The sequence below is a fragment of the Mesorhizobium sp. M4B.F.Ca.ET.203.01.1.1 genome, assembly GCF_004791025.1.
Taxonomy (GTDB): domain Bacteria; phylum Pseudomonadota; class Alphaproteobacteria; order Rhizobiales; family Rhizobiaceae; genus Mesorhizobium; species Mesorhizobium abyssinicae.
In genome coordinates, this window is record NZ_SRUO01000002.1 from 495,659 (window position 1) to 520,957 (window position 25,299).

Genomic DNA, 25,299 nt, shown 5'->3' on the forward strand with positions numbered 1-25,299 from the left:
TGCATTTCCGTTTCACCGGCTGAATCTAGATCACCATTGTGCCAAATGCCCCCTGTCGTGGCATCGTTGGTGGTGACGCGGAGCGGAGCCTGTGATTAGAAGTCGATAAACATATTGGGGAGGATGGGATGGGCAATCCCTACGAACAGGATCTCGACAGGAATGCCGCCAACCACCAGCCGCTGACGCCGCTGACCTATCTGGAGAGGGCGGCAAAAACCTATCCCGACCATGTCGCCATCATCCATGGCAACCAGCGCATCACCTATCGCGATTTCTGGCGTCGCTCGCTGCGGCTCGCCTCGGCGCTGGCCAAGCGCGGCATCGGCAAGGGCGATACGGTGACGGTGATGCTGTCGAACACGCCGCCGATTCTGGAGGCGCATTTCGGCGTGCCGATGACCAGGGCGGTGCTGCATTCGCTGAACACAAGGCTCGACGCCGCCGTCATCGCTTTCCAGCTCGACCACGCCGATACAAAGGTGCTGATCGTCGACCGTGAATTCTCCGGCGCGGTCAGGGAGGCGTTGTCATTGGCCAAGGCCAAGCCCTTGGTCATCGACTATGACGATCCCGACTATGCCCCCGATGCCCCCTATCCGAAGGGCGAGCGGATCGGCTCATCAGACTATGAGGAGTTCGTCGCAGGCGGCGATGAGGCTTTCGCCTGGTCGATGCCCGACGACGAGTGGGACGCCATCTCGCTCAACTACACCTCCGGCACCACCGGCAACCCCAAGGGCGTCGTCTATCACCATCGTGGCGCGGCGCTGATGGCCTATACCAACACCATTCATGCCGGCATGGCCAAGCACGCGGTCTATCTCTGGACGCTGCCGATGTTCCACTGCAACGGCTGGTGCTTTCCCTGGACGCTGGCCGTGCAGGCCGGCACCCATGTCTGCCTGCGCTGGGTGCGGGCAAAGCCGATGTATGACGCGATCGCCGATCATGGCGTCACCCATCTCTGCGGTGCGCCGATCGTCATGTCGGTTCTGATCAACGCCAAGGCCGAGGACAAGCGTGAGTTCGCGCAAACCGTCACCTTCAACACGGCGGCCGCGCCGCCGCCGGAGGCAGTGCTGTCAGGCATGGCCGATGCCGGCTTCGCCGTCACCCATCTCTACGGCCTGACCGAGACCTACGGGCCGGCTGTCGTCAACGAATGGCACAATGAGTGGGACGAGCTGGAGAAGGGACCGCGCACGGCGAAGAAGGCGCGCCAAGGCGTGCGCTATGCTTCGCTCGAGGGCCTGACGGTGATGGATCCCGAGACGATGACGGAAACGCCGGCGGACGGCGAGACCATCGGCGAGGTCATGTTCCGCGGCAACATCGTCATGAAGGGCTATTTGAAGAACAGGAAGGCGACTGACGAGGCCTTCGCCGGCGGCTGGTTCCACTCAGGCGATCTCGGCGTCATGCATCCGGACGGCTACATCCAGCTCAAGGATCGCTCCAAGGACATCATCATTTCCGGCGGTGAGAACATCTCCTCGATCGAGGTCGAGGATGCGCTCTACAAGCATGCAGCCGTCGCCTCCTGCGGCGTCGTTGCGAAGTCCGATGACAAATGGGGCGAGGTGCCTGTCGCCTATGTAGAGCTGAAGCCAGGCAAGAGCGCGACCGAGGCCGAGATCATCGACCACTGCCGCACTTTGCTCGCCCGCTTCAAGGTGCCGAAGGCAGTGGTGTTTGCGGAGATCCCGAAGACCTCGACCGGGAAGATCCAGAAGTTCCGGCTGAGGGAAATGGCGAAGGGTCTCTGAGTTCGTCATCCGAGGGTGAGAGCAGTCGCGGAGCGACGTCGCGGAAACCCTGGGATCCATGCCGTGACCTTGCGGCCGTGCTCCGGCGGTCGAGAATAGCCTGCACGAATCGCGGCGCTGGCAAGCTAACTGCTTGATCCGACTTTATTCTTTGGCCGACGTCACGGCATGGATCCTAGGGTCTGCGCTGCGTCGCTTCGCTCCTTGCTTCACCCTAGGATGACGAACTCGTCGTGGGTTTCACGCTTCCTCGCTGTCACCATCTGTCACCAATTGTACGCGTACGTCGATTCCGCGTTGACATGCCGCTCGTTTCGATTTACGACTGACGAAAATTGAAATTCGTCACTCGTTATTTGACAGAGAGCTAATGTCCGAAGCCGCCCACATCGTGGCCGACCCCGCCCGCCAGGAAAACGTGACGCGCATCCTCGATTGCGCCGAGCGTCTGTTCCGGCATTACGGTTACGGCAAGACCAACGTCGCCGACATCGCCCGCGAGCTCGGCATGTCGCCGGCCAATATCTATCGCTTCTTCGCCTCCAAGGTCGAAATCCACCAGGCCGTCTGCGGCCGCATGCTCGGCGCCAGCTACAAGATGGCCTACGAGATTTCGCGTCTGCCGCTCAGCGCCGAGGAGCGGCTGCGCCGCTATGTGCATGCCCAGTACAAGATGACCACGGAAGTCATGCTCGACGACCAGAAGGTGCATGAGATGGTCATCGTCGCGCTCGAGCGCGACTGGGCCGTCATCGACAAGCATGTCGACAGCATCCACGATCTGTTCGCCGAGGTGATCCGCCAGGGCATCGAAGCCGGCGAGTTCAGGGACCAGGATCCGGTGATCGCGTCGCGCTGCTTCGGTGCCGCCACCGTCATCCTGTGCCACCCGCAGATGGTGGCGCAGTGCCTTGCCAAGACCAACCGGGCGATGCCCGACGATCTCATCGATTACGCGATCAAAGCCTTGAAATAGCCGCCGCCCGCCGGGCGCGCGGTGTCGAAAAGTTGATCTCCAGTCAGGAGTGCTAAGGTGTCTTTGTCCAATTCCATCATCCGCAGGCTGCCGGTCGCCGGCCTGATCGTCGCCGCTCTCGGGCTTGCCGGCTGCAGCCAGGAGAAGGCCGAAATCAAGGAAATCATCCGGCCGGTCAAGGTGGTCGAGATCGGTGAGGCCCAGACCACCCGCGAGCTCGACTATTCCGGCTCGGTGCGCGCTCGCACCGAGATGAACCTTGGCTTTCGCGTCGCCGGCAAGGTCACCGAGCGCCTCGTCGATATCGGCCAGCATGTGAATTCGGGCGATGTGCTCGCTCGCATCGATGCCTCCGACTACGATTTGTCGGTCAGGAGCGCGGCGGCGAGCCTTGACGCCGCCGAGCGGCAGGTCGAAACGGTGGATCTGGCAAAGAAGCGCGCCGAGCAGCTCTACGCCAAGAGCTTCGCGTCGAAGTCGCAGCTCGATCAGGCGACGCTGACCTATGCTCAGGCCGTGGCGACGCGCGACGCCGCCCGCTCGACGCTTGCCCAGGCGAAGAACCAGGTCGGCTATACCGATCTCAAGGCGAGCGAGGACGGTATCGTTACCGCCATCAGCGCCGATATCGGCCAGGTGGTCGGCGCCGGAACGCCGGTGATGACCGTTGCCGTCGACGGCGAGAAGGAAGTGCTGATCGCCGTTCCCGAGATGGACATCGCCGAGTTTCGGCCGGGTAAGGACGTCAAGGCGGGCTTCTGGTCCGACGATGCGCTGACGCTGGCCGGCAAGGTGCGTGAGGTTTCCGGCAGCGCCGATCCGCAGTCGCGCACCTTCGCTGTCCGCGTCTCGCTGCCCAACGATCCGCGCGTGCTGCTCGGCATGACCGCCAACATCGAAGCCTCGGTGGCGAGCCGGAAGCAGATGGTGTCGATCCCCCTCAGCGCGCTCGCCGAGAAGGACGGCCGGAAGATTGTCTGGACCGTCGACCGCACCAGCGAGACGGTTCATCCGCGCCCGGTCAAGGTCGGCGACTTCACGGTCGACGGCGTCAATGTCGCCGACGGGTTGAAGCAGGGCGACGTCGTGGTTGCCGCCGGCACGCAGTTCATGACCGAGAACCTCAAGGTCAAGCTCTCCGGCGACGCGGCGCAGCAGTCGGCGTCGGCCGAAGGCAAGGCCGACATCACCAGCAGCCTGCGCTGAAGCCGGGCGAATGAAAACGCCGCTCGCTCGGCGAGTGGACCATGGTTTCCGGGCGGCGAGCGCCCGGCTGTCGAGACGTCAGGTTGATGTAACCCCCACATCGATCCTCGCGTCCCACCGCGACGAGTGTCTCTCCGCCTCGGAAAGCCTCGCCGCCCGGAAGCCAGCATCGGAAATATCGTGAGCACGCGCAGTTGCGTGCCTTGCCGATCAATCGGAATGGACTGACGCCGATGACCACCGACAGCACTGAGAAGCGGCCCTTCAATCTTTCGCGCTGGGCGATCGGCCACCCCAGCATCGCGCGCTTCCTGTTCGGCCTGATCATCCTTGCCGGCGCGCTCGGCCTGATGCGCATGGGCCAGAAGGAAGATCCTGACTTCACCTTCCGCGTCATGGTCGTCCAGGCCGTCTGGCCGGGCGCCTCGATCCAGGAGATGGAGGACCAGGTCGTCAACAAGATCGAGCGCAAGCTGCAGGAAACGCCGCATCTCGATTTCGTGCGCTCCTATACGCGCGCCGGCAGCGCCATCATCACCTTGCAGGTGAAAGGCGACACCAATGCCGAGCAGGTGAAGGACGCCTTCTACCAGGTGCGCAAGAAGGTCGGCGACATCGCCAGCGACCTGCCGCAGGGGCTGCTCGGCCCGTATTTCAACGACGAGTTCGGCGACACCTTCATCACGCTGCATTCGATCAGCGGCAACGGCTACAGCTATCCGGAGCTGAAGAAGTTCGCCATCCAGGCGCGCGATATGCTGTTGACGACGCCGGGCGTCGAGAAGGCCGTAATCATCGGCGACCAGCCCGAGAAGATCTATATCGACGTTTCGTCGAAGGCGCTGGCCGAGCGCGGCCTGACGCTGACCGACCTGCAGAACGCGATCAAGGGCCAGAACAATGTCGATCCGGCGGGCTCGGTCGACACCGGACAGCGCTCGGTGCGCATCTCGGTCGAGGGCGACGTCACCAGGGCCGCCGACATCAGGGAACTGCGCCTGCGCGCCGGCGGCCAGGTGACGCGGCTCGGCGACATCGCCACAGTCTCTTCGGGGCTGGAGGATCCGTTCCAGCGCAAGTACCGCTTCAACGGCCATGAGAGCGTTCAGCTCGGCGTCGTCATGGCCAAGGGCTTCAACGTCACCGACGTCGGCAAGGATGTCGAGGCGACCTACCAGCGCTTCGAGGAAGGCCTGCCCTACGGCGTCGCCGTCGACCAGATCTCCGACCAGCCGGAGGTCGTCCGCGATGCCGTCAAGGAGTTCATGGAGGCGCTCGGCGAGGCGCTGCTGATCGTGCTGGCCGTCTCGCTGCTGTCGATCGGCTGGCGTTCCGGCCTGGTCATCGCCATCGCCATTCCGCTGGTGCTCGCCGCCACTTTCGCCATCATGTACGAGCTCGGCATCGACCTGCAGCGCATTTCGCTCGGCGCGCTGATCATCGCGCTCGGCCTGCTCGTCGACGATGCGATGATCGTCGTCGAGATGATGGAACGCAAGCTGGAGGAGGGGCTGGTCAAGATCGAGGCGGCGAGCTTCGCCTATTCCTCGACCGCCTTCCCGATGCTGACCGGGACGCTCATCACCACCGCCGGCTTCATCCCGGTCGGCTTCGCCGCCTCGACCGCCGGCGAATATGTGCGCACCCTGTTCTACGTCGTCGGCATCGCGCTGGTCGTATCCTGGTTCGTGGCGGTCTATTTCACGCCGTGGCTCGGCCACATGATCCTGAAGCAGCGCAAGCATGCCGGCAGCCATCACGATGTCTTCGACACGCGCTTCTACCGCCGCCTGCGCGCGACCGTCGGCTGGGCCGTGCGCCATCGCATCATCGTGCTGGTGATGACGCTGGTCACCTTCGCCACCAGCCTGTGGGCGTTCCAGTTCATTCCGCAGAACTTCTTCCCGCAGTCCTCCCGGCCCGAAATCCTCGTCGACCTCTGGCTGCCGGAAGGCACCTCGATCAAGGAGGTCGAGACGCAGGCCAAGGCGCTCGAAGGCAAGATGATGGACGATCCGGACAAGCGCTTCATCGCCACCTATATCGGCGAGGGCGCGCCGCGCTTCTTCCTGCCGCTCGACCAGCAGCTCAGGAATCCGAACTTCGCCCAGCTCCTGGTGATGGCCAAGGACGAACCGGCGCGCGAGCGGCTGATCGTCAAGCTGCGCACCATCCTGGCCGAGGATTTCCCATCGATCCGGTCCAAGGTCGACCGCCTGTTCCTCGGTCCGCCGACCGGCTGGCCGGTGCAAATGCGCGTCATGGGCCCGGACCGCCAGGAGGTGCGCCGCATCGCCGACGAGGTGAAGGCGAAGTTCCACGCCAACCCGCTGCTCGGCGCCGTGCATGACGACTGGCTGGAGCCGGTGCCGGCGATGAAGCTTGTCATCGACCAGGATCGCGCCCGCGCGCTCGGCGTCACCTCGCAGCGCATCCGCCAGATGCTGCAGGCCACCATGTCCGGCGCGCCGCTCGACGATTTCCGCGACGGCGAGGAGACGGTCTCGATCGTCGCTCGCGAACCGGAGGCGAGCCGCAAGCTGCTGTCCTCGGTCGATTCGGTCTACATCCCGACCGATTTCGGCGGTTTCGTGCCGCTGTCGCAGGTGGCCAAGGTCGTTCCGGTGCTGGAGCAAGGCATCGAGTGGCGGCGCGACCGCCTGCCGACCATAACGGTGCGCGGCACCCTGCCGGACGGCGTGCAGTCGAACGACGTCGTCACCAAGATGTACAACGACATGAAGGACCTGCGTGCCGGCTTGGCGCCCGGCTACAAGGTCGAGATCCAGGGCGGCGCGGAGGATTCGGCCGAAAGCCAGGCCTCGATCGCCGCCAAGGCGCCGATCATGCTGGCCATCATCGTCGTGCTCTTGATGATCCAGCTGCAGCATTTCGGCAAGGCGATGCTGGTGCTGGCCACCGGTCCGCTCGGCATCATCGGCGCCGCCGCGGCGCTGCTGATCAGCGGCGCGCCCTTCGGCTTCGTCGCCATCCTCGGCGTGATCGCGCTGCTCGGCATCATCATGCGCAACTCGATCATCCTGGTCGACCAGATCGATCAGGACATCGCCGCCGGCATGGAGCGATCCGAGGCGATCATCGGCGCCGCCGTGCGCCGCTTCCGGCCGATCATGCTGACGGCGCTCACCGCCGTGCTGGCGCTGATCCCGATCTCGCGCGCCGTGTTCTGGGGGCCGCTGGCCTACGCCATGATGGGCGGCATCCTCGTCGCTACCGTGCTCACCATCCTGGTGCTGCCGGCAGGCTACGCGCTGTTCTTCGGCCGCGAGCGCAAGAAGGCCGGGGTCGAGGACAAGGGGCCGGAGTCCGAACTGACGCAGAACAACGAAAAGCCGGAGCTGGCGCTGGCCGCGGAATAAGGTGGTGGCAACCTCGGATCGTCCGCCATCGCCACGAGTCGATGGCGGACGATCTGCGTCGCGGGCCGGCGCGCTAGAGCAATTCCAGGAAAAGTGTGAAGCGAATTGCAGGGGCGCGGCATCTTCAGGCGCGAGTATGAGGGATCGACGCTGCGCGAGAATCTCGGCCTGAAGCGGCCGCCGAACCGGTTCTTCGAGGAGACGACGATCCGCAGGGCTGGCTGACGAGAGGCCGTTGGACAAAAGAGATCGGGCGCGCCGAGGCGCGCCCGATCTTGTTCTCAGGTCGCTGCGTCAGATGACGAACAGCCAGTTGGCGATCAGCATCACCGCCACGCCGGCGATCAGCGTCAGATAGGGCAGGGCGCCCGCCTTCTTGACCTTGAGGTCGGCCGACGTCATGCCGAGATCGGCCAGCATATGGTCGGGGAACTTGCCGCCGTCCTGGATGTAGTGACGGAAGCAGAACACCGGGATGATCAGCGCCGCAGTGATCAGGCCAGCCCACAGCGCCATCGGGTTCCACACCTTGGCGCCGGCGCCCATGAAGACGGCGTTGACATAGGCGAAGATCGCGCCGATGCCGAGCAGCCAGGTCGGCGCCCGCCACGGCCGCGCGATGTGGCCGTTGTCGATGCGGTGGATCCAGCCGGCATTGAGGTTGAGGAAGTTGAAGATGATGTAGCCGCAGTTCGACACGGCGAGGATGAAGAAGAAGCTCGTCGCGTCGGCCGAGGCGATGGCCAGCACGGCCAGGTTGAAGACGAGGTCGGTCCACATCGCCCGCGTCGGCGCGCCATGCTCGTTGACATGGCTGAGATAGCGCGGCAGCCAGCCGTCGACCGAGCCCTGGTAGAGCGTGCGCGAGGAGCCGGCCATCGCCGTCATGATGCAGAGCACAAGCGCCAGGATCATCAGCATGACCAGCAGGCTGTGGATGATCTTGCCGCCGCCGACCATGCCGGCCAGCGCATCGGCGACGCCGGAGCCGTCGACGATCGGCGTCGCCAGCATGCCGTTGAGGCCGAGCACGCCCTGGAAGGTGAACGGCACCAGGATGAACAGCAGCATGCAGAGCAGGCCCGAATAGAAGATCGCCTTGAACGTGTCGGTGCCGGGGTTCTTGAACTCGGACGTGTAGCAGACGGCGGTCTCGAAGCCGTAGGTCGACCAGGCGGCGATGAACATGCCGCCCAGCACCAGTGTCCAGCCGGCGATGTTCCAGGCTCCCGGGTCGGGCGCGTAGGCGGCCGCCAGCGGCACCAGCGGCGAGAAGTTCGCCCAGTTGATCTGGCCGGTGAAGATCGGCACCACGCCGACGATCAGCATCGGGATGATGACCAGCAGGCCGATATATTTCTGCACACTGGCCGTGCCGAGGATGCCGCGATGCTGGATCGAGAAGATCATCAGCATCAGCACCGCGCCGATGAAGAAGGTGGCGTTGAAGGTAAAAGACACCGGACCCAGCGTATGGCCCCACAGCGACCAGGTGCGGATCGCCGGCGTCGCGGCTGCGGCCACCGCCGCGATGGCATCGGCGGGCGCCGTGCCGGCATGGGCGGCGATATAGGCGACCACTTCCGGCGAGGTCTCGCTGAAGACCGGGATCGGCGCCAGCGCGTTGAGGATATAGGCGGCGGCGATCGAGCAGCCGAGCGACAGCACCGGCGACCAGGCGAACCAGTTGCACCACACCGACAGCGGCGCGATGAATTTCGAGTAACGCAGCCAGGCGGTGGCGCCGTAGATCGAGGCGCCGCCGGACTTGTTCGGGAACAAGCCGGCGATTTCGGCATAGGTGAACGACTGCAGGAAGCCCATGATCATGGACACCGTCCAGATCACGAAAGCCAGGGTTCCGGTCGTGCCGGCAATGCCGCCGATGGAGAACAGGACGAGGGCGGGAACGCCGCTTGCCACCCAGAAGGCGCCACGCCAGTCGATATGCCTGAGCAGCTTGCCTTCCGCAGGCTGCTCAAGGACCGTGCTCATTGTGCTCATATGTATGAATTCCCCTTTTTTGCTGTTCCCCGCCGGTGTGCCTCGGCTGCGCGAAGCTTCCCCCCGGCCTCATTTCGAACGGCTGTAGTGTTTCCACTCAGTCGCATTTTTTTCTTAACAGTGAAGATTGATCCGACGCGCTTTCACGTCAAGCGTTTTGTGGCGCCGTGCACATCACGCTTGCGAAACATGGCACGGACGCCACTGCGGCCGCCATCAAGACGGTCGGATGAGGCCTTGGAGGCGGCCGTCAGGAGCGCGGTTTCGTCTTTTGCGGGTCGTAATGCGCGAAGGCCACGACTCGCGCCGGCAGCCGCTTGGCATGGCCGTCGAGCTTGCCGACCTCGACCTGAGTGCCGATGTCGGCATGGGTGACGTCGAGCCGCGCCAGGGCGATGGTCTTGCCGAGCAGCGGAGAGCGCATGCCGGAGGTGACGACGCCGATCTGGGCGCGGCCGACATGGACGCAGTCGCCGTGGCCGACAGGGATGTTCGCATCGATGTCGAGGCCGACCAGTTTCGTCTGCGGATGTTCCTTGCGCCTTATCAGCGCGTCGCGGCCGATGAAGTCGTCGGTCTTGGTCTTCAGCGGCACGGTGAAGCCGATGCCGGCCTCGAACGGATCGGTCTGGTCGGAGAACTCGTAGCCGGCGAAGATCAGCCCGGCCTCGATGCGCACCATGTCGAGCGCCTGCAGGCCCATCGGCTTCAGCCCATGCGGCTGGCCGGCCTCCCAGATGGCGTCGAACACCTTTTCGGCGTCGCGCGGATGGCACCAGATCTCGTAGCCGAGCTCGCCCGTATAGCCGGTGCGCGAGACGACCACCGGAACGCCGTTGCCGCCGCCGATGCGGGCGACCGCGAAGCGGAACCATTCGAGCTCGCCGATCGAGGGCTGCAGCGGCGAGGTCCAGACGACCTCCTTCAAGATGTCACGGCTCTTCGGGCCCTGCACGGCGATGTTGTGCATCTGGTCGGTGGACGAGCGCACCAGCGCATTGAGGCCGAGTTCCCTGGCCGTCTCGCGCAGCCATTCGCCGGACAGGTCGTCGCCGCCGACCCAGCGGAAATTGTCCTTGCCGAGCCTCAGCAGGGTGCCATCGTCGATCATGCCGCCATGCTCGTAGCACATCGCCGAATAGACGACCTGGCCGACGCCGAGCTTCTTGACGTCGCGGGTCAGCGTGTATTGCAGCAGCGCTTCTGAATCCGGCCCTGTCACCTCGAACTTGCGCAGCGGCGACAGGTCCATGATCACCGCCGCCTGCCGGCAGGCCCAGTATTCGGCGATGGCGCCCTCTTTGGCGAAGGAGTTGGCCAGCCAGTACCCCCTGTACTCGGCGAAGTCGCGCGTGTGCATGGCAAAGCTCGAATGAAAGGCTGTCTCTCGGGTCATCTTCGGTTCCGAATCGGGCGTCATGCGTCTGGCGATCGCGCGCGAGAATTTGTGCTGGCCGGAATAGGTGCGCACATGGATGTCGGTGAGGTTCCAGCCATTGGCGGGCGTGGTGTCGTCGGGGCAGGCGGAGGAGACGCAGACGATGTCGGTCAGTGCGCGCAACAGCACATAGTCGCCCGGCCGCGACCACGGCTCGTCCGACACCATTATGCCATGCGCGTCGATTGCCGTGTTGAAGAAGAAGTTGATCGCCATCCAGCCGGCGCGGGGCGTGACGCCCTTGTCCGAAAGCGCCTTGTTGAAATTCTCCGAGCAGTTGGTGTGCCCGGGATAACCAATGTCGTCGTAATATTTGGCGGCACAGGCGAGCGCGAAGGCGTCGTGCCGCCCGCAAGTGTCCTGCACCACCTCGACCAGCGGCTCCATGTCCTGGTCGTAATATTTCGAGTGCAGGCCGGGCATCGGATAGGCGGCGCCCATCAGCGTGCGCGTCGTCGTCACGTCGAGCGGCAGGTCGCGGCCCTTGTCCAGCTTGCGTGCCGAGAAGCACTGGAAGTCGGTGCACTGGCGGCCGTCGACATCGATGATCTGCAGATAGTCGCCGGCCTTGACGAAATAGGCTTCGGCAGTCGCCGAATGGACCCTGAGATCGAGCACCGGATCGGCGAGCGGATCGGCAAGCCCGGACTTCGCCTTCAGCCGGATCGTCGCGCGGCGCACGATGACGCTGAGCGGCGTCGCGGTGTCGTGGCCGTCGACCAGCATCGGCCCGCCGGGCGCCGCGACCAGCAGCGCGCCATCGCGCTGCACGGCGAAGCCTTGCTCGGTGCCGGCGGGCGTCGCGCCGCCGAAGACGCGCACGGCCTTCGGTTGCTCAAGCTGAACTTGGCGGCGTTGCAGGCCGAGACGCAGCGCCGACAAGCTGTCGTCGCCATCCGCCAGCAGCGCCTTGATGCCTGCGGCGTTGCTGTTTGCGGCCTCGCCGAAAATGCCGGGATCGGTGACGCCGTCCTTGCCCCAGGCCAACAGCTCGCAGGCCTGTCCGCCTTCGATATTGCGCACGCTCACCGTATCGCCGGCCTCGACGTCGAGCAGCACCGCGCCGTTGCCCTGCACGGTGTAGCGCTCGATGCCGGGCGGCAACGCGATCTGGCCTGGCCTGAGGATCAGGCTCGGCCGGGGCGGCCCGGAGGCGACGGCGGGGTAGGGCGACTGGCTCACATCTCGACCCTATGTTTCGAGCAACAAGTTTGCCTGTGTGTGAAATTAGTTTAGCAGCAAGAATAGCAGCGGGGTTGGATTTGGCAAGGTGGAGATGGCGCCGGCTCCTCCTTCTCCCCTTGTGGGAGAAGGTGTCGCCGAAGGCGACGGGTGAGGGGTGCGCGAAGGAACGCCAGGGTCTCACTCCGTCGCGCACCCCGCATCCGTCTGGGCGCCAACGCGCCGATCCACCTTCTCCCCCAGGGGGAGAAGGAGGGGTGCGCGCACATGCGCTACGCCAGTTCCTCGGAATGGCCGATCGTAACGCCATACTCCGCGGCCGAATCGAGAATGGTGTGCCAGAGACTTTCGGCGAAGGTCGAAAACACCAGCAGGTTGAACACCGCCTGTCCGCCGCGATCACCGCCCCGCCACAGCGTGACGCTGGTGTGATCCATCGAGGTTGCAGCAGCGGAGCCCACCGCAAACACATCGGGATGCAGATCGATCGACGACAGCTTGGCGAGCATCGCGCGCACTCTCTGCCCGGATACGCTGATCAACGCCCGCGCATGCGACTGGTCCGAAAGCGATGCCGATCCGGCAAAGACCGAGGCAAGCGCCTCAATCCCGTGCCTGCCGCCTTTCGACAGCACGAAAAACTGATCCGGTCCGGACCAGATCAGCGTCGCGTCGGCGTTGCCGACCGCCTTCGGCGTTTCCGGCGCGGCGACACCGAAGCGGGCCTTCGCGGCCGCGGCCATCTCGGCCGCCTTGCCGCGGCGCGCCATCGCCTGGACGAGGTCGAAATTGCGGATCTCGGTCAGCGACAAGCCGGCTTCACCCCGCGCGCCATACGGCCCGGTGACGAGGGTGCGGTCGAGCGGGCTGCGGATATCCCAGGAAAACTCAGCCACGCTGGCGCCCTCCTTCCGGATCGTAGAAGACGGGATTGCAGAGCTCGACATCGTACGCCTCACCACGCAGCGGGTCGTGCGCGCGCACGATCTCGCCGATGCGCTCGCGGCCGCGTTCGACCAGCCCGAGCCCGATCCATTGGTCGAGCGTCGGCGAGAAGCAGACCGAGGTGACATAGCCCTGGTCGTTGCCGGGGCCGGGGATCTCGCCCTTCGGAATGACATGCGCGCCGGAGCGCAGCCGCCGCGCCTTGTCGGTGGGCTTGACGCCGACGACCACCTGCCGGTCCGGCGCAACCAGCGCCTCGCGGCCGGCCATGACGCGGCCGATAAAATCCTTCTTGGTCGACATCATCTTGCCGAGGCCGAGATCGGCGGCGGTCGTGGTGCCGTTGAGCTCCGGTCCGGCGACATGGCCCTTCTCGACGCGCATCACGCCGAGCGCCTCGGTGCCATAAGGTGTCACGCCTAACGATTTTCCCGCAATCATCAGATTGCGCACCAGCGCCTCGCCGTAACGCGCCGGCACCGAAATCTCGAACGCCATTTCGCCGGAGAAGGAAATGCGGAACAGCCTGGCCTTGATGCCGCCGCGCAAGGCGACTTCGCGCGCGCCCATGAACGGAAAGCCTTCGTTCGACAGGTCTTCCGAGGGATCGACAATTTCGCGAAGCAGCTCACGGGTCTTCGGCCCGGCGATGGAGAACTGCGCCCACTGGTCGGAGACCGAGGTCAGCTGCACGTCGAGTTCGGGGAACAGCACCTGGCGGCAGAATTCGAGATGCTGCATCACCAGCCCGGCTTTGGCGGTCGTGGTGGTGAGGAAATAGTGATGCTCGGCCAGCCGCGAGGTCGTGCCGTCGTCGTAGACGATGCCGTCTTCGCGCAGCATCAACCCGTAGCGCGCCTTGCCGACGGCGAGGTTGGAGAACGAGTTGATGTAGACGCGGTCGAGGAAGACGCCGGCGTCGGGACCGTGCACGTCGATCTTGCCCAGCGTCGAGACATCGCAGAAGCCGACGCCGCCGCGCACCGCCTTGACCTCGCGGGTCACCGATTCCAGCCAGTCCTTTTCGCCCGCGCGGGGATACCACTGCGCCCGTTTCCATAAACCGGTGTCGACGAACACCGCGCCCTGTTCCGCCGCCCAGTGATGTGACGGCGTCAGCCGCGTCGCATGGAAGGTCTCGTCGCGATGGTGGCCGGCGAAGGCGCCAATGGCGACCGGCACATAGGGCGGCCGGTAGATCGTCGTGCCGGTTTCCGGGATCGACTTGCCGGTGACGGCGGCCATGATGGCGAGGCCGGCAATGTTGGAGGTCTTGCCCTGGTCGGTCGCCATGCCGAGCGTGGTGTAGCGCTTGAGGTGCTCGACCGATTCGAAACCTTCGCGCTGCGCCAGTTCGACGTCGGAAGCGGTGACGTCGTGCTGCTGGTCGACGAAGGCCTTGCCCTTGCCGGCGACGTGCCAGAGCGGGGTGAGCGAGAAGGCCTCGTCGTCGGCGACCGGCGCTGAACCTGCGGTGCCGCCGCGCCCGCAATCGCTTGCGGCAGCGGCGCCGGCCTCAAACCCTTGGCGCAGGCAAGCGCCGAGGCCGAAGGCGCCGTTGGCGGCGCCTACAGCGACCATGCCGGGCGGCGCGCCATCCGGCACGAAGGCGGCGATGTCGTCGCGCCATTTCGGCCGGCCGCGATGATAGGAGGTCAGCCCGACCGAAGGATTCCAGCCGCCGGAAACGGCAAGCCCGTCGGCGTCGACCTCGGCGCGCGCGCCGCCGGTCAGCGAGACGGCGATCTTGCGCACACCGTCCTTGCCGCCGTCGACGCCGGCAACTGAGCCGTTGAGCACCGGGAAGCCGTTCTTCGAAGCAAGCGTGCGATGCGCCGGCGAGACATCCGGCCGCGCATCGATCACCGCCGCGACCTGCAGCCCGGCGCCAATCGCCGTCTGGACCGTGCGCCAGCCGTCCTCGTTGTTGGTGAACAGCGCGACGCGTTTTGCGGGCGTTGCCGCGTAGCGGCCGACATAGCTGCGCATGGCGGAAGCCATCATCACGCCGGGCGTGTCGTTGCCCGCAAAGACGATCGGCCGCTCGATGGCGCCTGCCGCGACAATGCTGCGCTTCGCCACGATCCGCCACAGCCGCTGCCGCACCTGGTGCTCCGGCGGAACTGGCAGATGGTCGTTGACGCGCTCGATCGCGCCATAGGTGCCGCCGTCATAGACGCCGAACAGCGTCGTGCGCGTCATGATGCGGACATCGGGCATCGAGCCAAGCTCGGCCAGCGTGCGGGCAATCCATTCGGCGGCCGGCAGGCCGTCGATCGTTCCGCCGTCAGCAAGCAAGCGGCCGCCCGGGACAAAATCCTCTTCGCACAGGATGACGCGCGCCCCGCTGCGGCCTGCCGCCAAAGCCGCCGCCAGTCCCGCCGGACCGGAGCCGGCGATCAGCACGTCGCAATGCGCCCAGGCCTTGTCGTAGTGGTCGGGATCGGCAATGCCAGCGGCGCGGCCGAGACCGGCGGCGCGGCGGATCGCCGGCTCGTAGACCGCTTCCCAGAACTTCGCCGGCCACATGAAGGTCTTGTAGTAGAAGCCGGCGACGAAGATCGGCGCGAACAGCTGGTTGACCGACAGGAAATCGTGGCGCAGCGACGGCCAGCGGTTCTGGCTGGCGGCCTCGAGACCGTCATAGAGCTCGGCCGTCGTCGCCTTGGTGTTGGGCTCGCGCCTTGCGCCGCTGCGCAATTCGACCAGCGCATTCGGCTCTTCCGATCCCGCCGTCAGGATGCCGCGCGGGCGGTGGTACTTGAACGAGCGCCCGACCAGCTTGACGCCATTGGCGACCAGCGCCGAGGCCAGCGTGTCGCCCTGGAAGCCAAGCAGCGTCTTGCCGTCGAAGCGGAAGCTCAGCGGCACCGAGCGGTCGATGAGGCCGCCGTCTGCCAGCCGGTGTGTTTGCGCGCCGCCCACCATCACGCGTCAACCTTTGCCGCACCGGCGCCAGCAGCGGGCACGACAGCCGAAATCTCATGCGTCAGCGTGTTGCGGGTGACCTTCAGCCAGGCCCTGCAGCCGCCGCCATGATACCAGTGCTCGCTCATCGGGCCGGCGATGTTGTCGCGCAGGTAGACATAGTCGTAGACGGCCTCTTCGCCCGCGTCCGCCGCCGGCCGTCGCGGCTTGGCGTCGCCGAGATAGGTGAACTCGCCGAGTTCGCGTTCGCCGCAGAAGGGACAGACAATACGCATGATTTCCTGGCCGCCTTCAGTGCAGGTTCGGTTGGGCGCCCTGGCCCTTTTCGTCGATCATCGCGCCGCGCTGGAAGCGATCGAGGCGGAAGCGCGCGGCTTCTTTGTGCGCTTCGTCGCGAGCGATGAGATGGGCAAAGACCAGGCCGGAGCCGGGCGTCGCCTTGAAGCCGCCATAGCACCAGCCGGCATTGAGATAGAGGCCTTCGACAGGGCTCTTGTCGATGATCGGCGTGCCGTCCATCGACATGTCCATGATGCCGCCCCACTGGCGCAGCAGCCTGACGCGGCCGATCATAGGGATCAGCGCCATGCCGCCCTCGCAGACATCCTCCATGACCGGAAGGTTGCCGCGCTGGGCGTAGGAATTGTAGCCGTCGATGTCGCCGCCGAAGACCAGGCCGCCCTTGTCCGACTGGCTGACATAGAAGTGGCCGGCGCCGAAGGTCATGACATTGGGCAGCAGCGGCTTGATCGCCTCGGAGACGAAGGCCTGCAGCACGTGGCTTTCGATCGGCAGGCGCAGGCCCGCCATCGCGGCGACGCGCGATGAGAAGCCGGCAACCGCCATGCCGACCTTGCCGGCGCCGATGCGGCCGCGCGAGGTGTCGACGCCGGTCACCTTGCCGTTGGTGTCGCGCGTGAAGCCGGTGACCTCGCAGTTCTGGATGATGTCGACGCCAAGCGCGCTGGCCGCATGTGCATAGCCCCACACGACGGCGTCGTGTCGCGCCGTACCGCCGCGCCGCTGCAGCAGCCCGCCCTGCACGGGGAAGCGCGCATTGTCGAAGTTCAGGAACGGCATCATTTTCCTGACCGCCGCGAGGTCGAGCAATTCGGCGTCGATACCGTTGATGCGCATGGTGTTGCCGCGCCGCGCATAGGCGTCGCGCTGGGCGTCGGAATGGTAGAGGTTGATGACGCCGCGCTGGCTGACCATCGAATTGTAGTTGAGGTCTTGCTCCATCCGCTCCCACAGCTTCATCGACAGCTCGTAGAAGCCGGTATTGCCGGGCAGGCCGTAGTTGGAGCGGATGATCGTGGTGTTGCGGCCGGCATTGCCGGAGCCGATCCAGCCCTTTTCGAGGACGGCGACGTTGCGGATGCCGAACTCGCTGGCGAGGAACCACGCCGTCGCCAGCCCATGGCCGCCGCCGCCGATGATCACCACATCGTAGCGGTCCTTCGGGCTGGCGTCGCGCCAGGTGCGCTGCCAGTTCTTGTGGCCGGAGAGGGCGGCGCGGGCGAGCGAGAAGATCGAATATTTCATAAGGTCATTCCGAGATCGCTCGCGTCGCGCTGGTGGTCTTCCTCAACGCATCGGATTCGTCCGAAAACCGCTTCGCACTTTTCGGTCCGATGCTTCAGATATCCAGCGTGTGGTCGCGCTCCCACTGCGTGAAGTGCGAAGCATAGGAATTCCATTCCTGCTGCTTCAGCTTTAGATAAGCCGACGAGAATTCCTCACCCAGCGCCGCCTTCAGCGATTTGTCATTGTCGAACTCGCGCAGCGCGTCGAGCAGGTTGAGGGGCAATTTCGGCGCGTCCGTCACGGTATGGCCGAACTGGTACATGTCGATGTCGTAGCGTTTGCCCGGGTCGGCCTTCGAGCGGATGCCATCGAGACCAGCGGCGATGATGACGGCTTGCAGCAAATACGGGTTGGCTGCACCGTCGGGCAGGCGCAGCTCAAAACGGCCCGGGCCTGGCACGCGCACCATGTGGGTGCGGTTGTTGCCGGTCCAGGTCACCGTGTTCGGTGCCCAGGTCGCGCCAGAAATCGTGCGCGGCGCATTGATGCGCTTGTAGGAATTGACCGTCGGGTTGGTGATGGCCGCAAGCGCCGAGGCATGCTTCATGATGCCGCCAAGGAAATTCTTGCCCTTGGCCGAGAGGCCGAGCTCCATCGCATTGTCGGCGAAGACATTGGTCTTGCCGGTCTCGTCCCACACCGAGATATGCGCATGGCAGCCATTGCCGGTCAGGCCCTGGAAGGGCTTGGGCATGAAGGTCGCGCGCAGGCCGTGCTTTTCGGCAATCGACTTCACCATGAATTTGAAGAACGAGTGCTTGTCGGCGGTCGCCAGCGCATGGTCGAAGGTCCAGTTCATCTCGAACTGGCCGTTGGCGTCCTCATGGTCGTTCTGGTACGGGCCCCAGCCCAGCGCCAGCATGTGGTCGCAGATCTCGGCGATGACGTCGTAGCGGCGCATCACCGCCTGCTGGTCGTAGCATGGTTTTGAGGCGGTATCGTATTCGTCGGAGATCGCCTTGCCGTCCGGCGAGATCAGGAAGAACTCGGCCTCGACGCCGGTCTTGACATGCATGCCGTCGCGGGCGGCCTCTTCGATCACCCGCTTCAGCGTGTTGCGCGGCGCCTGGCCGACCTCCTTGTCGTCCATGACGCAATTGGCGGCGACCCAGGCGACCTCCGGCTTCCACGGCAACTGTATGACCGAGGCTGGATCCGGCACCGCCAGCATGTCCGGATGCGCCGGGGTGAGATCGAGCCATGTGGCGAAGCCGGCAAATCCCGCGCCGTCCTTCTGCATGTCGGCGATCGCCTGTGCCGGCACCAGCTTCGCACGCTGCCCGCTGAACAGGTCGGTGTAGGAGATCATGAAATATTTGACGTTTTTCGCCCTTGCGAATTCTGCAAGATCAGTAGTCACACCAGTTCCCCATTTTTTGTCGGCCATGGCCCAAGGCATTTGGGTCTTGGCCCTTCAATTGATTAGAAGCCGTTCTTCCCCGGTATCCAGTTGGTGCCGGCAAGCGGCACGCCCGCCATGGCAGCCGCCTCGATGGTGAGCGCGACGAGATCCTCGGGCTCGAGGTTGTGCAGGCTGTTCTTGCCGCAGGCGCGAGCGATCGTCTGCGCCTCCAGCGTCATCACTTTCAGGTAATTCGCCAGCCGCCGTCCTGCCGCGATCGGGTCGACCCGCTTCATCAACTCGGGGTCCTGGGTGGTGATGCCGGCCGGGTCGCGGCCTTCGTGCCAGTCGTCATAGGCGCCAGCGGTGGAGCCGAGCGCATTGTACTCCGCCTCCCAGCGGGGATCGTTGTCGCCCAGCGCAACCAGCGCCGCCGTGCCGATCGACACAGCGTCGACGCCGAGCGCCAGCGCCTTGGCGACGTCGGCGCCGTTGCGGATGCCGCCGGAAACGATCAGCTGCACCTTGCGGTGCATGCCGAGGTCCTGCAGCGCCTGCACCGCCGGCCTGATGCAGGCAAGCGTCGGCTGGCCGACATTTTCGATGAACACTTCCTGCGTCGCGGCGGTGCCGCCCTGCATGCCGTCGACCACGACGACGTCGGCGCCGGCCTTCACCGCGAGCGCGGTGTCGTAGTAGGGGCGGGCGCCGCCGACCTTGACGTAGATCGGCTTTTCCCAGTCGGTGATCTCGCGCAGCTCGAGGATCTTGATCTCGAGGTCGTCGGGCCCGGTCCAGTCGGGATGGCGCGACGCCGAGCGCTGGTCGATGCCCTTTGGCAGCGTGCGCATCTCGGCGACGCGGTCGGAGATCTTCTGGCCGAGCAGCATGCCGCCGCCGCCGGGCTTGGCGCCCTGGCCGACGACCACTTCGATCGCGTCGGCGCGGCGCAGGTCGCGCGGGTTCATGCCGTAGCGTGACGGCAGGTACTGGTAGACCAACTGCTTGGAATGGCCGCGCTCTTCCTCGGTCATGCCGCCGTCGCCGGTGGTGGTCGAGGTGCCGGACAGCGTCGCGCCGCGTCCCAGCGCCTCCTTGGCGGGGCCGGACAGCGAGCCGAAGCTCATGCCGGCGATGGTGATCGGGATCTTCAGCTCGATCGGCTTCTTGGCGTGGCGCGTGCCGAGCACCACGCTGGTGTCACAGCGCTCGCGATAGCCTTCCAGCGGATAGCGCGAGATCGAGGCGCCGAGGAACAAGAGGTCGTCGAAATGCGGCAGCTTGCGCTTGGCGCCGGCGCCGCGGATGTCATAGATGCCGGTCGCCGCGGCGCGGCGGATTTCGGAGAGCGTGTAATCGTCGAAGGTCGCGGATTTGCGCGGCGTCGTCGGCGGGTTGCGATAGGTCATCTTGCCTCAATACGCGTCGGCGTTGTCGATATTGAAATTGTAGAGCTTGCGCGCCGAGCCGTAGCGCTTGAACTCCGAAGCTTTGACGCCGGTCACGCCGGCGCGGTCGAGCAGGCCTTGCAGGAATTCCAGATGCTCGGGCCGCATCTCCTTGGCGATGCAGTCGGCGCCCAGGCTCTCGACCTTGCCGCGCACGAACAGCCGCGCCTCGTAGATGGAATCGCCCAGCGCATCGCCGGCATCGCCCAGCACCACGAGGTTGCCGGACTGTGCCATGAAGGCCGACATGTGGCCGATATTGCCGTGCACGACGATGTCGATGCCCTTCATCGAGATGCCGCAGCGCGACGACGCGTTGCCTTCGATGACCAGCAGGCCGCCGCGGCCGGTGGCGCCGGCATACTGGCTGGCGTCGCCTTTGATCACGATCGAGCCCGACATCATGTTCTCGCCGACGCCGGGGCCGGCCGAGCCATGCACGGTGATGGCGCCGCCGGCATTCATGCCGCCGCAATAGTAGCCGACGCTGCCGCGCACATCGATGGCGACCGGCTGGTCGACGCCGACGGCGACCGAATGGCTGCCCTTGGGGTTGAGCACCTCCCAGGCCGTCTCGTTGGAGCCCGGGGTCAGCTGATGCAGCGCCTGGTTCAGCTCGCGCAGCGACAGTGCGGCAAGGTCGAACACCCTGGCGTGGCTCTGGTCGCGCTGAGCGGTGGATACGTTGGTTGCCGGCATGAACTCAGTGCTCCCAGAAATAGACGGTTGCGGGCTCCGGTTCCCAGACCCTCGCATTGTCTATGCCGGGCAGTTTGGTGAGCGCGCGATATTCCGAACCGAACGCGACATACTGGTCGGTCTCGGCCATGACGGCGGGCTTGCAGGCGATCGGGTCGCGCACCACGCCAAAGCCGTTCTTGGTGCCGACGACGAAGGTGAAGAAGCCGTCGAGATCGGAGAGTGTGCCCTCCAGCGCCTCGCCGAGGTTCTTCCCATGCGCGATCTTGGAGGAGAGATAGGCGGCTGCCACCTCGGTGTCGTTTTCGGTCTCGAATTTCATGCCCTCGCGGACCAGCTCGCGCCGCACATTGTTGTGGTTGGACAGCGAGCCATTGTGCACCAGGCATTGGTCGGCTCCGGTCGAGAAGGGGTGCGCGCCCATCGTGGTGACCGCCGATTCCGTCGCCATGCGGGTGTGGCCGATGCCGTGCGTGCCGGTCATCGAGCGCACGTCGAAACGCTCGACGACGGCTTCCGGCAGGCCGACCTCCTTGTAGATCTCGACCGCTTCGCCGGCGCCCATGATGCGGATATCGGGCCGAAGCGATTGCAGTGCCTCACGCGCGGTGTCGACCTTGTCCGGAGCCGTCCTGATCACCGCATGCGTCGATTTGACCGCGACGCTCACCGGCGCGCCGATCGCCTTGGCGAGCTCCGCGTCGAGGCCGCGGAAGTCGTGTTCCGGTTTCGCCGACTGGATGGTGATCTTGGCCTCGTTGCCGGCCGGTGCGCCATAGATGGCGATGCCGGCACTGTCCGGACCCCGGTCGGTGAGGCAGATCAGCATCTCCGACAGCATCGCGCCCAGCTTGGGCTCCAGCGACCTGTCCTTGAGGAAAAGTCCGACGATTCCGCACATGTCAGCCTCCGACGTTTATGGCTCTCAAATGATGTACCGAATGAGGAATTAGAATTCAACCATATGAAAAAAATTTTCCTCTAGTTACGTGTGCGGCTCTACGCCGCCGGCCGCGCCGTCATCGCTTCGGCGGTCACTATGAGCCCATTGCGTGTAGCGGATGCGTGCCATCTTGTAGGCATCGAGAATCGACAGTGCATAAATCAGGAAGCCGCCGGCATGACGGCCGACGAAGCTGGCGTCCGGTGCCGCCACCTTGGTGGTCACCCAGCCAAGGATCACCATGAAGAACAGGAATTGCAGCCCGCGCGTCGGCACGCCGAGCATGACATGTCCGCTCCCCGGCAGCACGATCGCCGCACCGAGCACGAGATACGGATTCGCCGAGGCGGGGGAACTGGCTTTGTCGGTCATGCGGCCTGCCGTTTGCGCTCGTTGATGGCATCGCGAAGCGTCGAGGCCGATTGCAGCAGCCTTTCGATCAGCGCCGGATCCAGTTTCGTGTCGCCAAACGCAGCCTGCCGGAACACGCCGTAGCGCGCCCGCTCTGCCTCGGCCAGCAGCCAGACGATGCGCACGCCCTTCGGTGTGACCAGCAGCTCCTTGGCCCGGCCCTCGGCAAAGATGTCGAGATGGCCGGCGATCACGTCCTGCGGGAAGGCGACTCCCTTGCGGTCCGTGCGCAGTACCGCCTCGACGGGAAAGCCGGCGGTCTTCGGCAGCGTGTGGCCAAGGTGATCGAAATTGGAAAACGTGGTCGCCGAGCCCGGCCGCATCATCATGTCGAAAGTTCCCGGAACGTCGACAGGCTCGGTGACCGTGACGGTGAGCCAGCGCGCCGGCAGTTTTCGGGTCGCCAGCGTGTCGACGATGGTGCGGACCTGCACACGAAGCCCGTTCCAGGTGCCCGCCCAGATGGCGACACCAGCCGTGCCGTCGGAGATATCGACGGCGTCGGCAACAACGGTGCGAATGCCGGCGGTGTCGGCGGCAAGCGCCGCCTCGGCCCGGTTGCGGCTTTTGCGCGCGAGCCAGGCAAGGTGGACGACGACGGCAAGCGCAATCGCCCCGGCAAACAAGACTGACGTCAACTCAGACATCTCGACACGCCAGAGCCCGCCGTCAGCCGGCGGGCTTTCTTTCCACTCAATAGCCCTGCGGCTTCGGCCACGGCATGGTGAACTGGTCGCCGCGGCGCACGAATTTGTAACGGTAGAAGTGGAACCACAGCGAGATCAGGAAATAGAAGATGGTCATCGCGATCAGCTGCGAGCCGAAGCCGAGAAAGATGGCGAAGAAGGTGACCACGCACAGGCAGAACAGCACGATTGCCGGCAGCGGATGGAAGGGGTGCGTGTAGCCGCGGCGGATGGAACCCAGTGGCCACTTCTTGCGGAACATCATGATGTTGATGCTCATAAAGGTGTATTGCAGCACGCCCGACAGGATCGAGAAAGTGATCGCCTGGTTGAGGTCGGCGATGAAGGCGAAGGCGAGCGCGATCGGCAGCAGGAACAAGATCGAGCGGTAGGGCGTGCGGTATCTCGGATGCACCGCCGAGAACCAGCTCGGCAGGTAGCGGTCACGGCCGAGCGAGAACCATGCACGGGCGGCATCGTTGATGCAGCCATTGGCCGAGGCAAGTGCTGCCAGCAGCGTCGCGATGAACAGCAGGTTCTCGAGCAGCGGGCTGCCCGTCAGCTTGCCGGCGTCCCAAAGCGGATAATAGGTGATGCCGAGATACTCCCACGGCATCATCGAGGCGCAGACATACCAGGTCATGGCAGCGGCGATCAGAAGCGTGATCATGCCGGCCATGGTGCCGTAGGGCAGCGAGCGCGCCGGTGAGCGCACTTCTTCGGCCGCCTGCGTGGTGCCCTCGATGCCGAGATAGTACCAGATGCCGAACTGGAAGGCGGCGATGACGCCGATCCAGCCATAGGGCAGCGCATTGCTGGGCGTCACCAGTTCGTTGAGCTTCAGCACCGCGCCTTGCGTCCACGGGCTCACCGAGAAGAACAGGATGACGATCGAGATGTAGGCAATCGCGGTGATGACGAAGTTGACGTTGAGCGTCATCAGCACGCCGCGATAGTTCAGCCAGGCCAGCACCACGATGGTGGCGGCGATGAAGGAATTGTGCGTTAGGCCCTCGACGCCGGCCTTGGCGACGATCGTGTCGCCGAGCAGGATGGCGTCCGACACTTCCAGCATCGTGTAGGCGAAGACCAGGAACAGCGCGACGTTGAAGGCCATCAGCGGCCCGACGATGTGCTTGGCCTGCGCATACTGGCCGCCGGCGGCGGCGACGGTCGATGTCACCTCGGAATCGATCATGGCGACCGAGGTGTAGAGCAGCCCGACGAGCCAGCAGACGATCAGCGCCGCCAGCGCGCCGCCCTTGTCGGCGGCGAAATTCCAGCCGGTGAATTCGCCGACCAGCACGATGCCGACGCCGAGCGCCCAGACATGTGCGGGGCCGAGCACCCGGAGCAGCGAGACCCTGTCGCCGTGGATGGTGGTGGTGTTGTCAAGCGCGACCGTCATCGATCAGTCCCCACTCAGATCCGGTGCTTTTCGGAAACGGCTTCAAGCTCGCCTTCGCGCGAGGAGGTCAGCACCTCCTCGGAATAGGTCGTATCGACCTTGAACCAGTCGTAGAGCATCCACAGCGCGAGCACGATCGAGATGCCCCAGCAGGCGTAAGACAGCGGTATCCACATGATCGTGTCCCCGGGTTACTTGTCGTCGAACTTTTCGTTGATGACTTCGCGATATTCCCGGTCCGATGCGCGGAACAGGAACACGAAATAGCCGATCAGAACCGCCGCCATGATGATCAGCGTCGGCCAGTCGATCACATAGTGGAAGCGGTTCTGGATGATGTCGTGCGCGGTCTCGGGCGTGTAGCCGAGCTTCTCCCAGATCGACGCCATGGTCGCATTCTGGCCAAGCGCGTCCCAAGTCTTGGCGTCGAGCGGATCGATGGACTTCGCGGCTCCGGCGAGGCCGAGCTTCAACGGCAGCCAAAGCGCCACGAAAATGGCGACCACGACCACAGCGATATCGAGGATCTGGCCGGCCTTGCTCTGTTCCGGCGGCTTGTAGCGGGACATGCTGTCTACCCCTTGCGGTTGCGGAACGCGTCGGCGTTCTTGATGTCGAGCCCGTAGATGAAGTCCTTGTCTTCCTTGTAGTGGTTGACCATCGCCAGGATGGCGGCCGTGTTGAAGATCAGCACGGCGCCGGCGGCGACCGCGACGACCAGCTTGATGCCGGCGTGCGGAATGTATGGCCATGTCATGATGAGGACGAAGAGGATCGTCGCCCACAGGCAAATGATCAGGAGCGCGGATCCGCGCACGTCGGAACGGTACAGCGCTTCGATGCGCTGCTGCAGGTCGGACATCGGTTTTCCCCTTCTCTCGACGTCCGGTCCCGAATCGGCCGGGCGTCTCACTCTTTCAACAGAGTGAAATTTTTTTCATAAATTC

At 64.9% G+C, this 25,299-nt stretch carries 20 protein-coding genes; 4 read left to right on the plus strand and 16 right to left on the minus strand.

Annotation, left to right across the window (positions count from 1 at the left end):
• Nucleotides 1-128 precede the first annotated feature (128 nt).
• From EN846_RS05675 to EN846_RS05690, 4 genes are all read left to right on the plus strand, one after another.
• Nucleotides 129-1,769 carry an acyl-CoA synthetase gene (locus EN846_RS05675; protein ID WP_127392309.1) on the plus strand — a complete coding sequence of 547 codons (1,641 nt, stop codon included), beginning with the start codon at nucleotides 129-131 and terminating at the stop codon, nucleotides 1,767-1,769.
• 370 nt (nucleotides 1,770-2,139) lie between these two features.
• Nucleotides 2,140-2,745: a TetR family transcriptional regulator gene (locus EN846_RS05680; RefSeq protein ID WP_127286231.1), complete on the plus strand. Its 606-nt coding sequence runs from the start codon at nucleotides 2,140-2,142 to the stop codon at nucleotides 2,743-2,745.
• A 57-nt stretch (nucleotides 2,746-2,802) separates the two neighbouring features.
• Complete coding sequence (locus tag EN846_RS05685) at nucleotides 2,803-3,951, plus strand: efflux RND transporter periplasmic adaptor subunit (RefSeq protein ID WP_127311840.1); 1,149 nt, start codon at nucleotides 2,803-2,805, stop codon at nucleotides 3,949-3,951.
• Nucleotides 3,952-4,184: 233 nt separating this feature from the next.
• Entirely contained in the window at nucleotides 4,185-7,331 is a 3,147-nt protein-coding gene (locus EN846_RS05690) for an efflux RND transporter permease subunit (protein ID WP_127392310.1), read from the plus strand.
• Nucleotides 7,332-7,625: 294 nt separating this feature from the next.
• Here EN846_RS05690 and EN846_RS05695 read toward each other — a convergent pair whose 3' ends face one another.
• From EN846_RS05695 to EN846_RS05770, 16 genes are all read right to left on the minus strand, one after another.
• Nucleotides 7,626-9,335: an APC family permease gene (locus EN846_RS05695; protein ID WP_127282569.1), complete on the minus strand. Its 1,710-nt coding sequence runs from the start codon at nucleotides 9,333-9,335 to the stop codon at nucleotides 7,626-7,628.
• 250 nt (nucleotides 9,336-9,585) lie between these two features.
• Complete coding sequence (locus EN846_RS05700) at nucleotides 9,586-11,955, minus strand: aminomethyltransferase family protein (protein WP_135858524.1); 2,370 nt, start codon at nucleotides 11,953-11,955, stop codon at nucleotides 9,586-9,588.
• Between the two features lie 272 nt (nucleotides 11,956-12,227).
• Nucleotides 12,228-12,851 (minus strand): sarcosine oxidase subunit gamma family protein, encoded by a 624-nt coding sequence (locus EN846_RS05705; protein WP_127393811.1) that lies wholly within the window; start codon nucleotides 12,849-12,851, stop codon nucleotides 12,228-12,230.
• Nucleotides 12,844-15,828, minus strand: a complete 2,985-nt coding sequence (locus EN846_RS05710) for a sarcosine oxidase subunit alpha (RefSeq protein ID WP_245493307.1) — start codon at nucleotides 15,826-15,828, stop codon at nucleotides 12,844-12,846. Before EN846_RS05710 ends, EN846_RS05705 begins: the two co-directional genes overlap by 8 nt.
• Entirely contained in the window at nucleotides 15,828-16,103 is a 276-nt protein-coding gene (locus EN846_RS05715) for a sarcosine oxidase subunit delta (RefSeq protein ID WP_127393066.1), read from the minus strand. Before EN846_RS05715 ends, EN846_RS05710 begins: the two co-directional genes overlap by 1 nt.
• Before the next feature lie 16 nt (nucleotides 16,104-16,119).
• The gene (locus EN846_RS05720; protein ID WP_127393065.1) at nucleotides 16,120-17,373 is read right to left on the minus strand and encodes a sarcosine oxidase subunit beta family protein; all 1,254 of its coding nucleotides are present in this window, start codon (nucleotides 17,371-17,373) and stop codon (nucleotides 16,120-16,122) included.
• A gap of 94 nt (nucleotides 17,374-17,467) precedes the next feature.
• Nucleotides 17,468-18,775: a type III glutamate--ammonia ligase gene (gene glnT, locus EN846_RS05725; protein WP_127393064.1), complete on the minus strand. Its 1,308-nt coding sequence runs from the start codon at nucleotides 18,773-18,775 to the stop codon at nucleotides 17,468-17,470.
• A gap of 62 nt (nucleotides 18,776-18,837) precedes the next feature.
• Nucleotides 18,838-20,166, minus strand: coding sequence for an FMN-binding glutamate synthase family protein (locus EN846_RS05730; RefSeq protein ID WP_126056046.1), 1,329 nt, complete (start codon nucleotides 20,164-20,166; stop codon nucleotides 18,838-18,840).
• Nucleotides 20,167-20,172: 6 nt separating this feature from the next.
• Complete coding sequence (locus tag EN846_RS05735) at nucleotides 20,173-20,904, minus strand: GXGXG domain-containing protein (RefSeq protein WP_126056045.1); 732 nt, start codon at nucleotides 20,902-20,904, stop codon at nucleotides 20,173-20,175.
• Nucleotides 20,905-20,908: 4 nt separating this feature from the next.
• Complete coding sequence (locus EN846_RS05740) at nucleotides 20,909-21,805, minus strand: glutamine amidotransferase family protein (protein WP_127393063.1); 897 nt, start codon at nucleotides 21,803-21,805, stop codon at nucleotides 20,909-20,911.
• An 84-nt stretch (nucleotides 21,806-21,889) separates the two neighbouring features.
• The gene (locus tag EN846_RS05745; protein WP_127393062.1) at nucleotides 21,890-22,219 is read right to left on the minus strand and encodes a hypothetical protein; all 330 of its coding nucleotides are present in this window, start codon (nucleotides 22,217-22,219) and stop codon (nucleotides 21,890-21,892) included.
• Nucleotides 22,216-22,905: a hypothetical protein gene (locus EN846_RS05750; RefSeq protein WP_127393061.1), complete on the minus strand. Its 690-nt coding sequence runs from the start codon at nucleotides 22,903-22,905 to the stop codon at nucleotides 22,216-22,218. The genes EN846_RS05745 and EN846_RS05750 overlap by 4 nt, the downstream gene beginning before the upstream one ends.
• A 46-nt stretch (nucleotides 22,906-22,951) precedes the next feature.
• The gene (locus EN846_RS05755) at nucleotides 22,952-24,352 is read right to left on the minus strand and encodes an amino acid permease (protein ID WP_127282579.1); all 1,401 of its coding nucleotides are present in this window, start codon (nucleotides 24,350-24,352) and stop codon (nucleotides 22,952-22,954) included.
• Nucleotides 24,353-24,366: 14 nt separating this feature from the next.
• Complete coding sequence (locus EN846_RS05760) at nucleotides 24,367-24,528, minus strand: hypothetical protein (RefSeq protein WP_127282580.1); 162 nt, start codon at nucleotides 24,526-24,528, stop codon at nucleotides 24,367-24,369.
• A 15-nt stretch (nucleotides 24,529-24,543) separates the two neighbouring features.
• Nucleotides 24,544-24,921: a hypothetical protein gene (locus tag EN846_RS05765; RefSeq protein WP_127282581.1), complete on the minus strand. Its 378-nt coding sequence runs from the start codon at nucleotides 24,919-24,921 to the stop codon at nucleotides 24,544-24,546.
• 5 nt (nucleotides 24,922-24,926) lie between these two features.
• The gene (locus tag EN846_RS05770) at nucleotides 24,927-25,214 is read right to left on the minus strand and encodes a hypothetical protein (RefSeq protein WP_127282582.1); all 288 of its coding nucleotides are present in this window, start codon (nucleotides 25,212-25,214) and stop codon (nucleotides 24,927-24,929) included.
• Nucleotides 25,215-25,299 lie beyond the last annotated feature (85 nt).

What these genes read in the sequence shown, in the direction of transcription:
- EN846_RS05695 (WP_127282569.1), bottom strand. Translation starts at nt 9,335, where the DNA reads ATGAGCACAATGAGCACGGTCCTTGAGCAGCCTGCGGAAGGCAAGCTG.
- EN846_RS05750 (WP_127393061.1), bottom strand. Translation starts at nt 22,905, where the DNA reads ATGTCTGAGTTGACGTCAGTCTTGTTTGCCGGGGCGATTGCGCTTGCC.
- EN846_RS05760 (WP_127282580.1), bottom strand. Translation starts at nt 24,528, where the DNA reads ATGTGGATACCGCTGTCTTACGCCTGCTGGGGCATCTCGATCGTGCTC.
- EN846_RS05680 (WP_127286231.1), top strand. Translation starts at nt 2,140, where the DNA reads ATGTCCGAAGCCGCCCACATCGTGGCCGACCCCGCCCGCCAGGAAAAC.
- EN846_RS05755 (WP_127282579.1), bottom strand. Translation starts at nt 24,352, where the DNA reads ATGACGGTCGCGCTTGACAACACCACCACCATCCACGGCGACAGGGTC.
- EN846_RS05770 (WP_127282582.1), bottom strand. Translation starts at nt 25,214, where the DNA reads ATGTCCGACCTGCAGCAGCGCATCGAAGCGCTGTACCGTTCCGACGTG.
- EN846_RS05735 (WP_126056045.1), bottom strand. Translation starts at nt 20,904, where the DNA reads ATGCCGGCAACCAACGTATCCACCGCTCAGCGCGACCAGAGCCACGCC.
- EN846_RS05745 (WP_127393062.1), bottom strand. Translation starts at nt 22,219, where the DNA reads ATGACCGACAAAGCCAGTTCCCCCGCCTCGGCGAATCCGTATCTCGTG.
- EN846_RS05715 (WP_127393066.1), bottom strand. Translation starts at nt 16,103, where the DNA reads ATGCGTATTGTCTGTCCCTTCTGCGGCGAACGCGAACTCGGCGAGTTC.
- EN846_RS05720 (WP_127393065.1), bottom strand. Translation starts at nt 17,373, where the DNA reads ATGAAATATTCGATCTTCTCGCTCGCCCGCGCCGCCCTCTCCGGCCAC.
- EN846_RS05675 (WP_127392309.1), top strand. Translation starts at nt 129, where the DNA reads ATGGGCAATCCCTACGAACAGGATCTCGACAGGAATGCCGCCAACCAC.
- EN846_RS05765 (WP_127282581.1), bottom strand. Translation starts at nt 24,921, where the DNA reads ATGTCCCGCTACAAGCCGCCGGAACAGAGCAAGGCCGGCCAGATCCTC.
- EN846_RS05730 (WP_126056046.1), bottom strand. Translation starts at nt 20,166, where the DNA reads ATGACCTATCGCAACCCGCCGACGACGCCGCGCAAATCCGCGACCTTC.
- EN846_RS05690 (WP_127392310.1), top strand. Translation starts at nt 4,185, where the DNA reads ATGACCACCGACAGCACTGAGAAGCGGCCCTTCAATCTTTCGCGCTGG.
- EN846_RS05710 (WP_245493307.1), bottom strand. Translation starts at nt 15,828, where the DNA reads ATGGTGGGCGGCGCGCAAACACACCGGCTGGCAGACGGCGGCCTCATC.
- EN846_RS05740 (WP_127393063.1), bottom strand. Translation starts at nt 21,805, where the DNA reads ATGTGCGGAATCGTCGGACTTTTCCTCAAGGACAGGTCGCTGGAGCCC.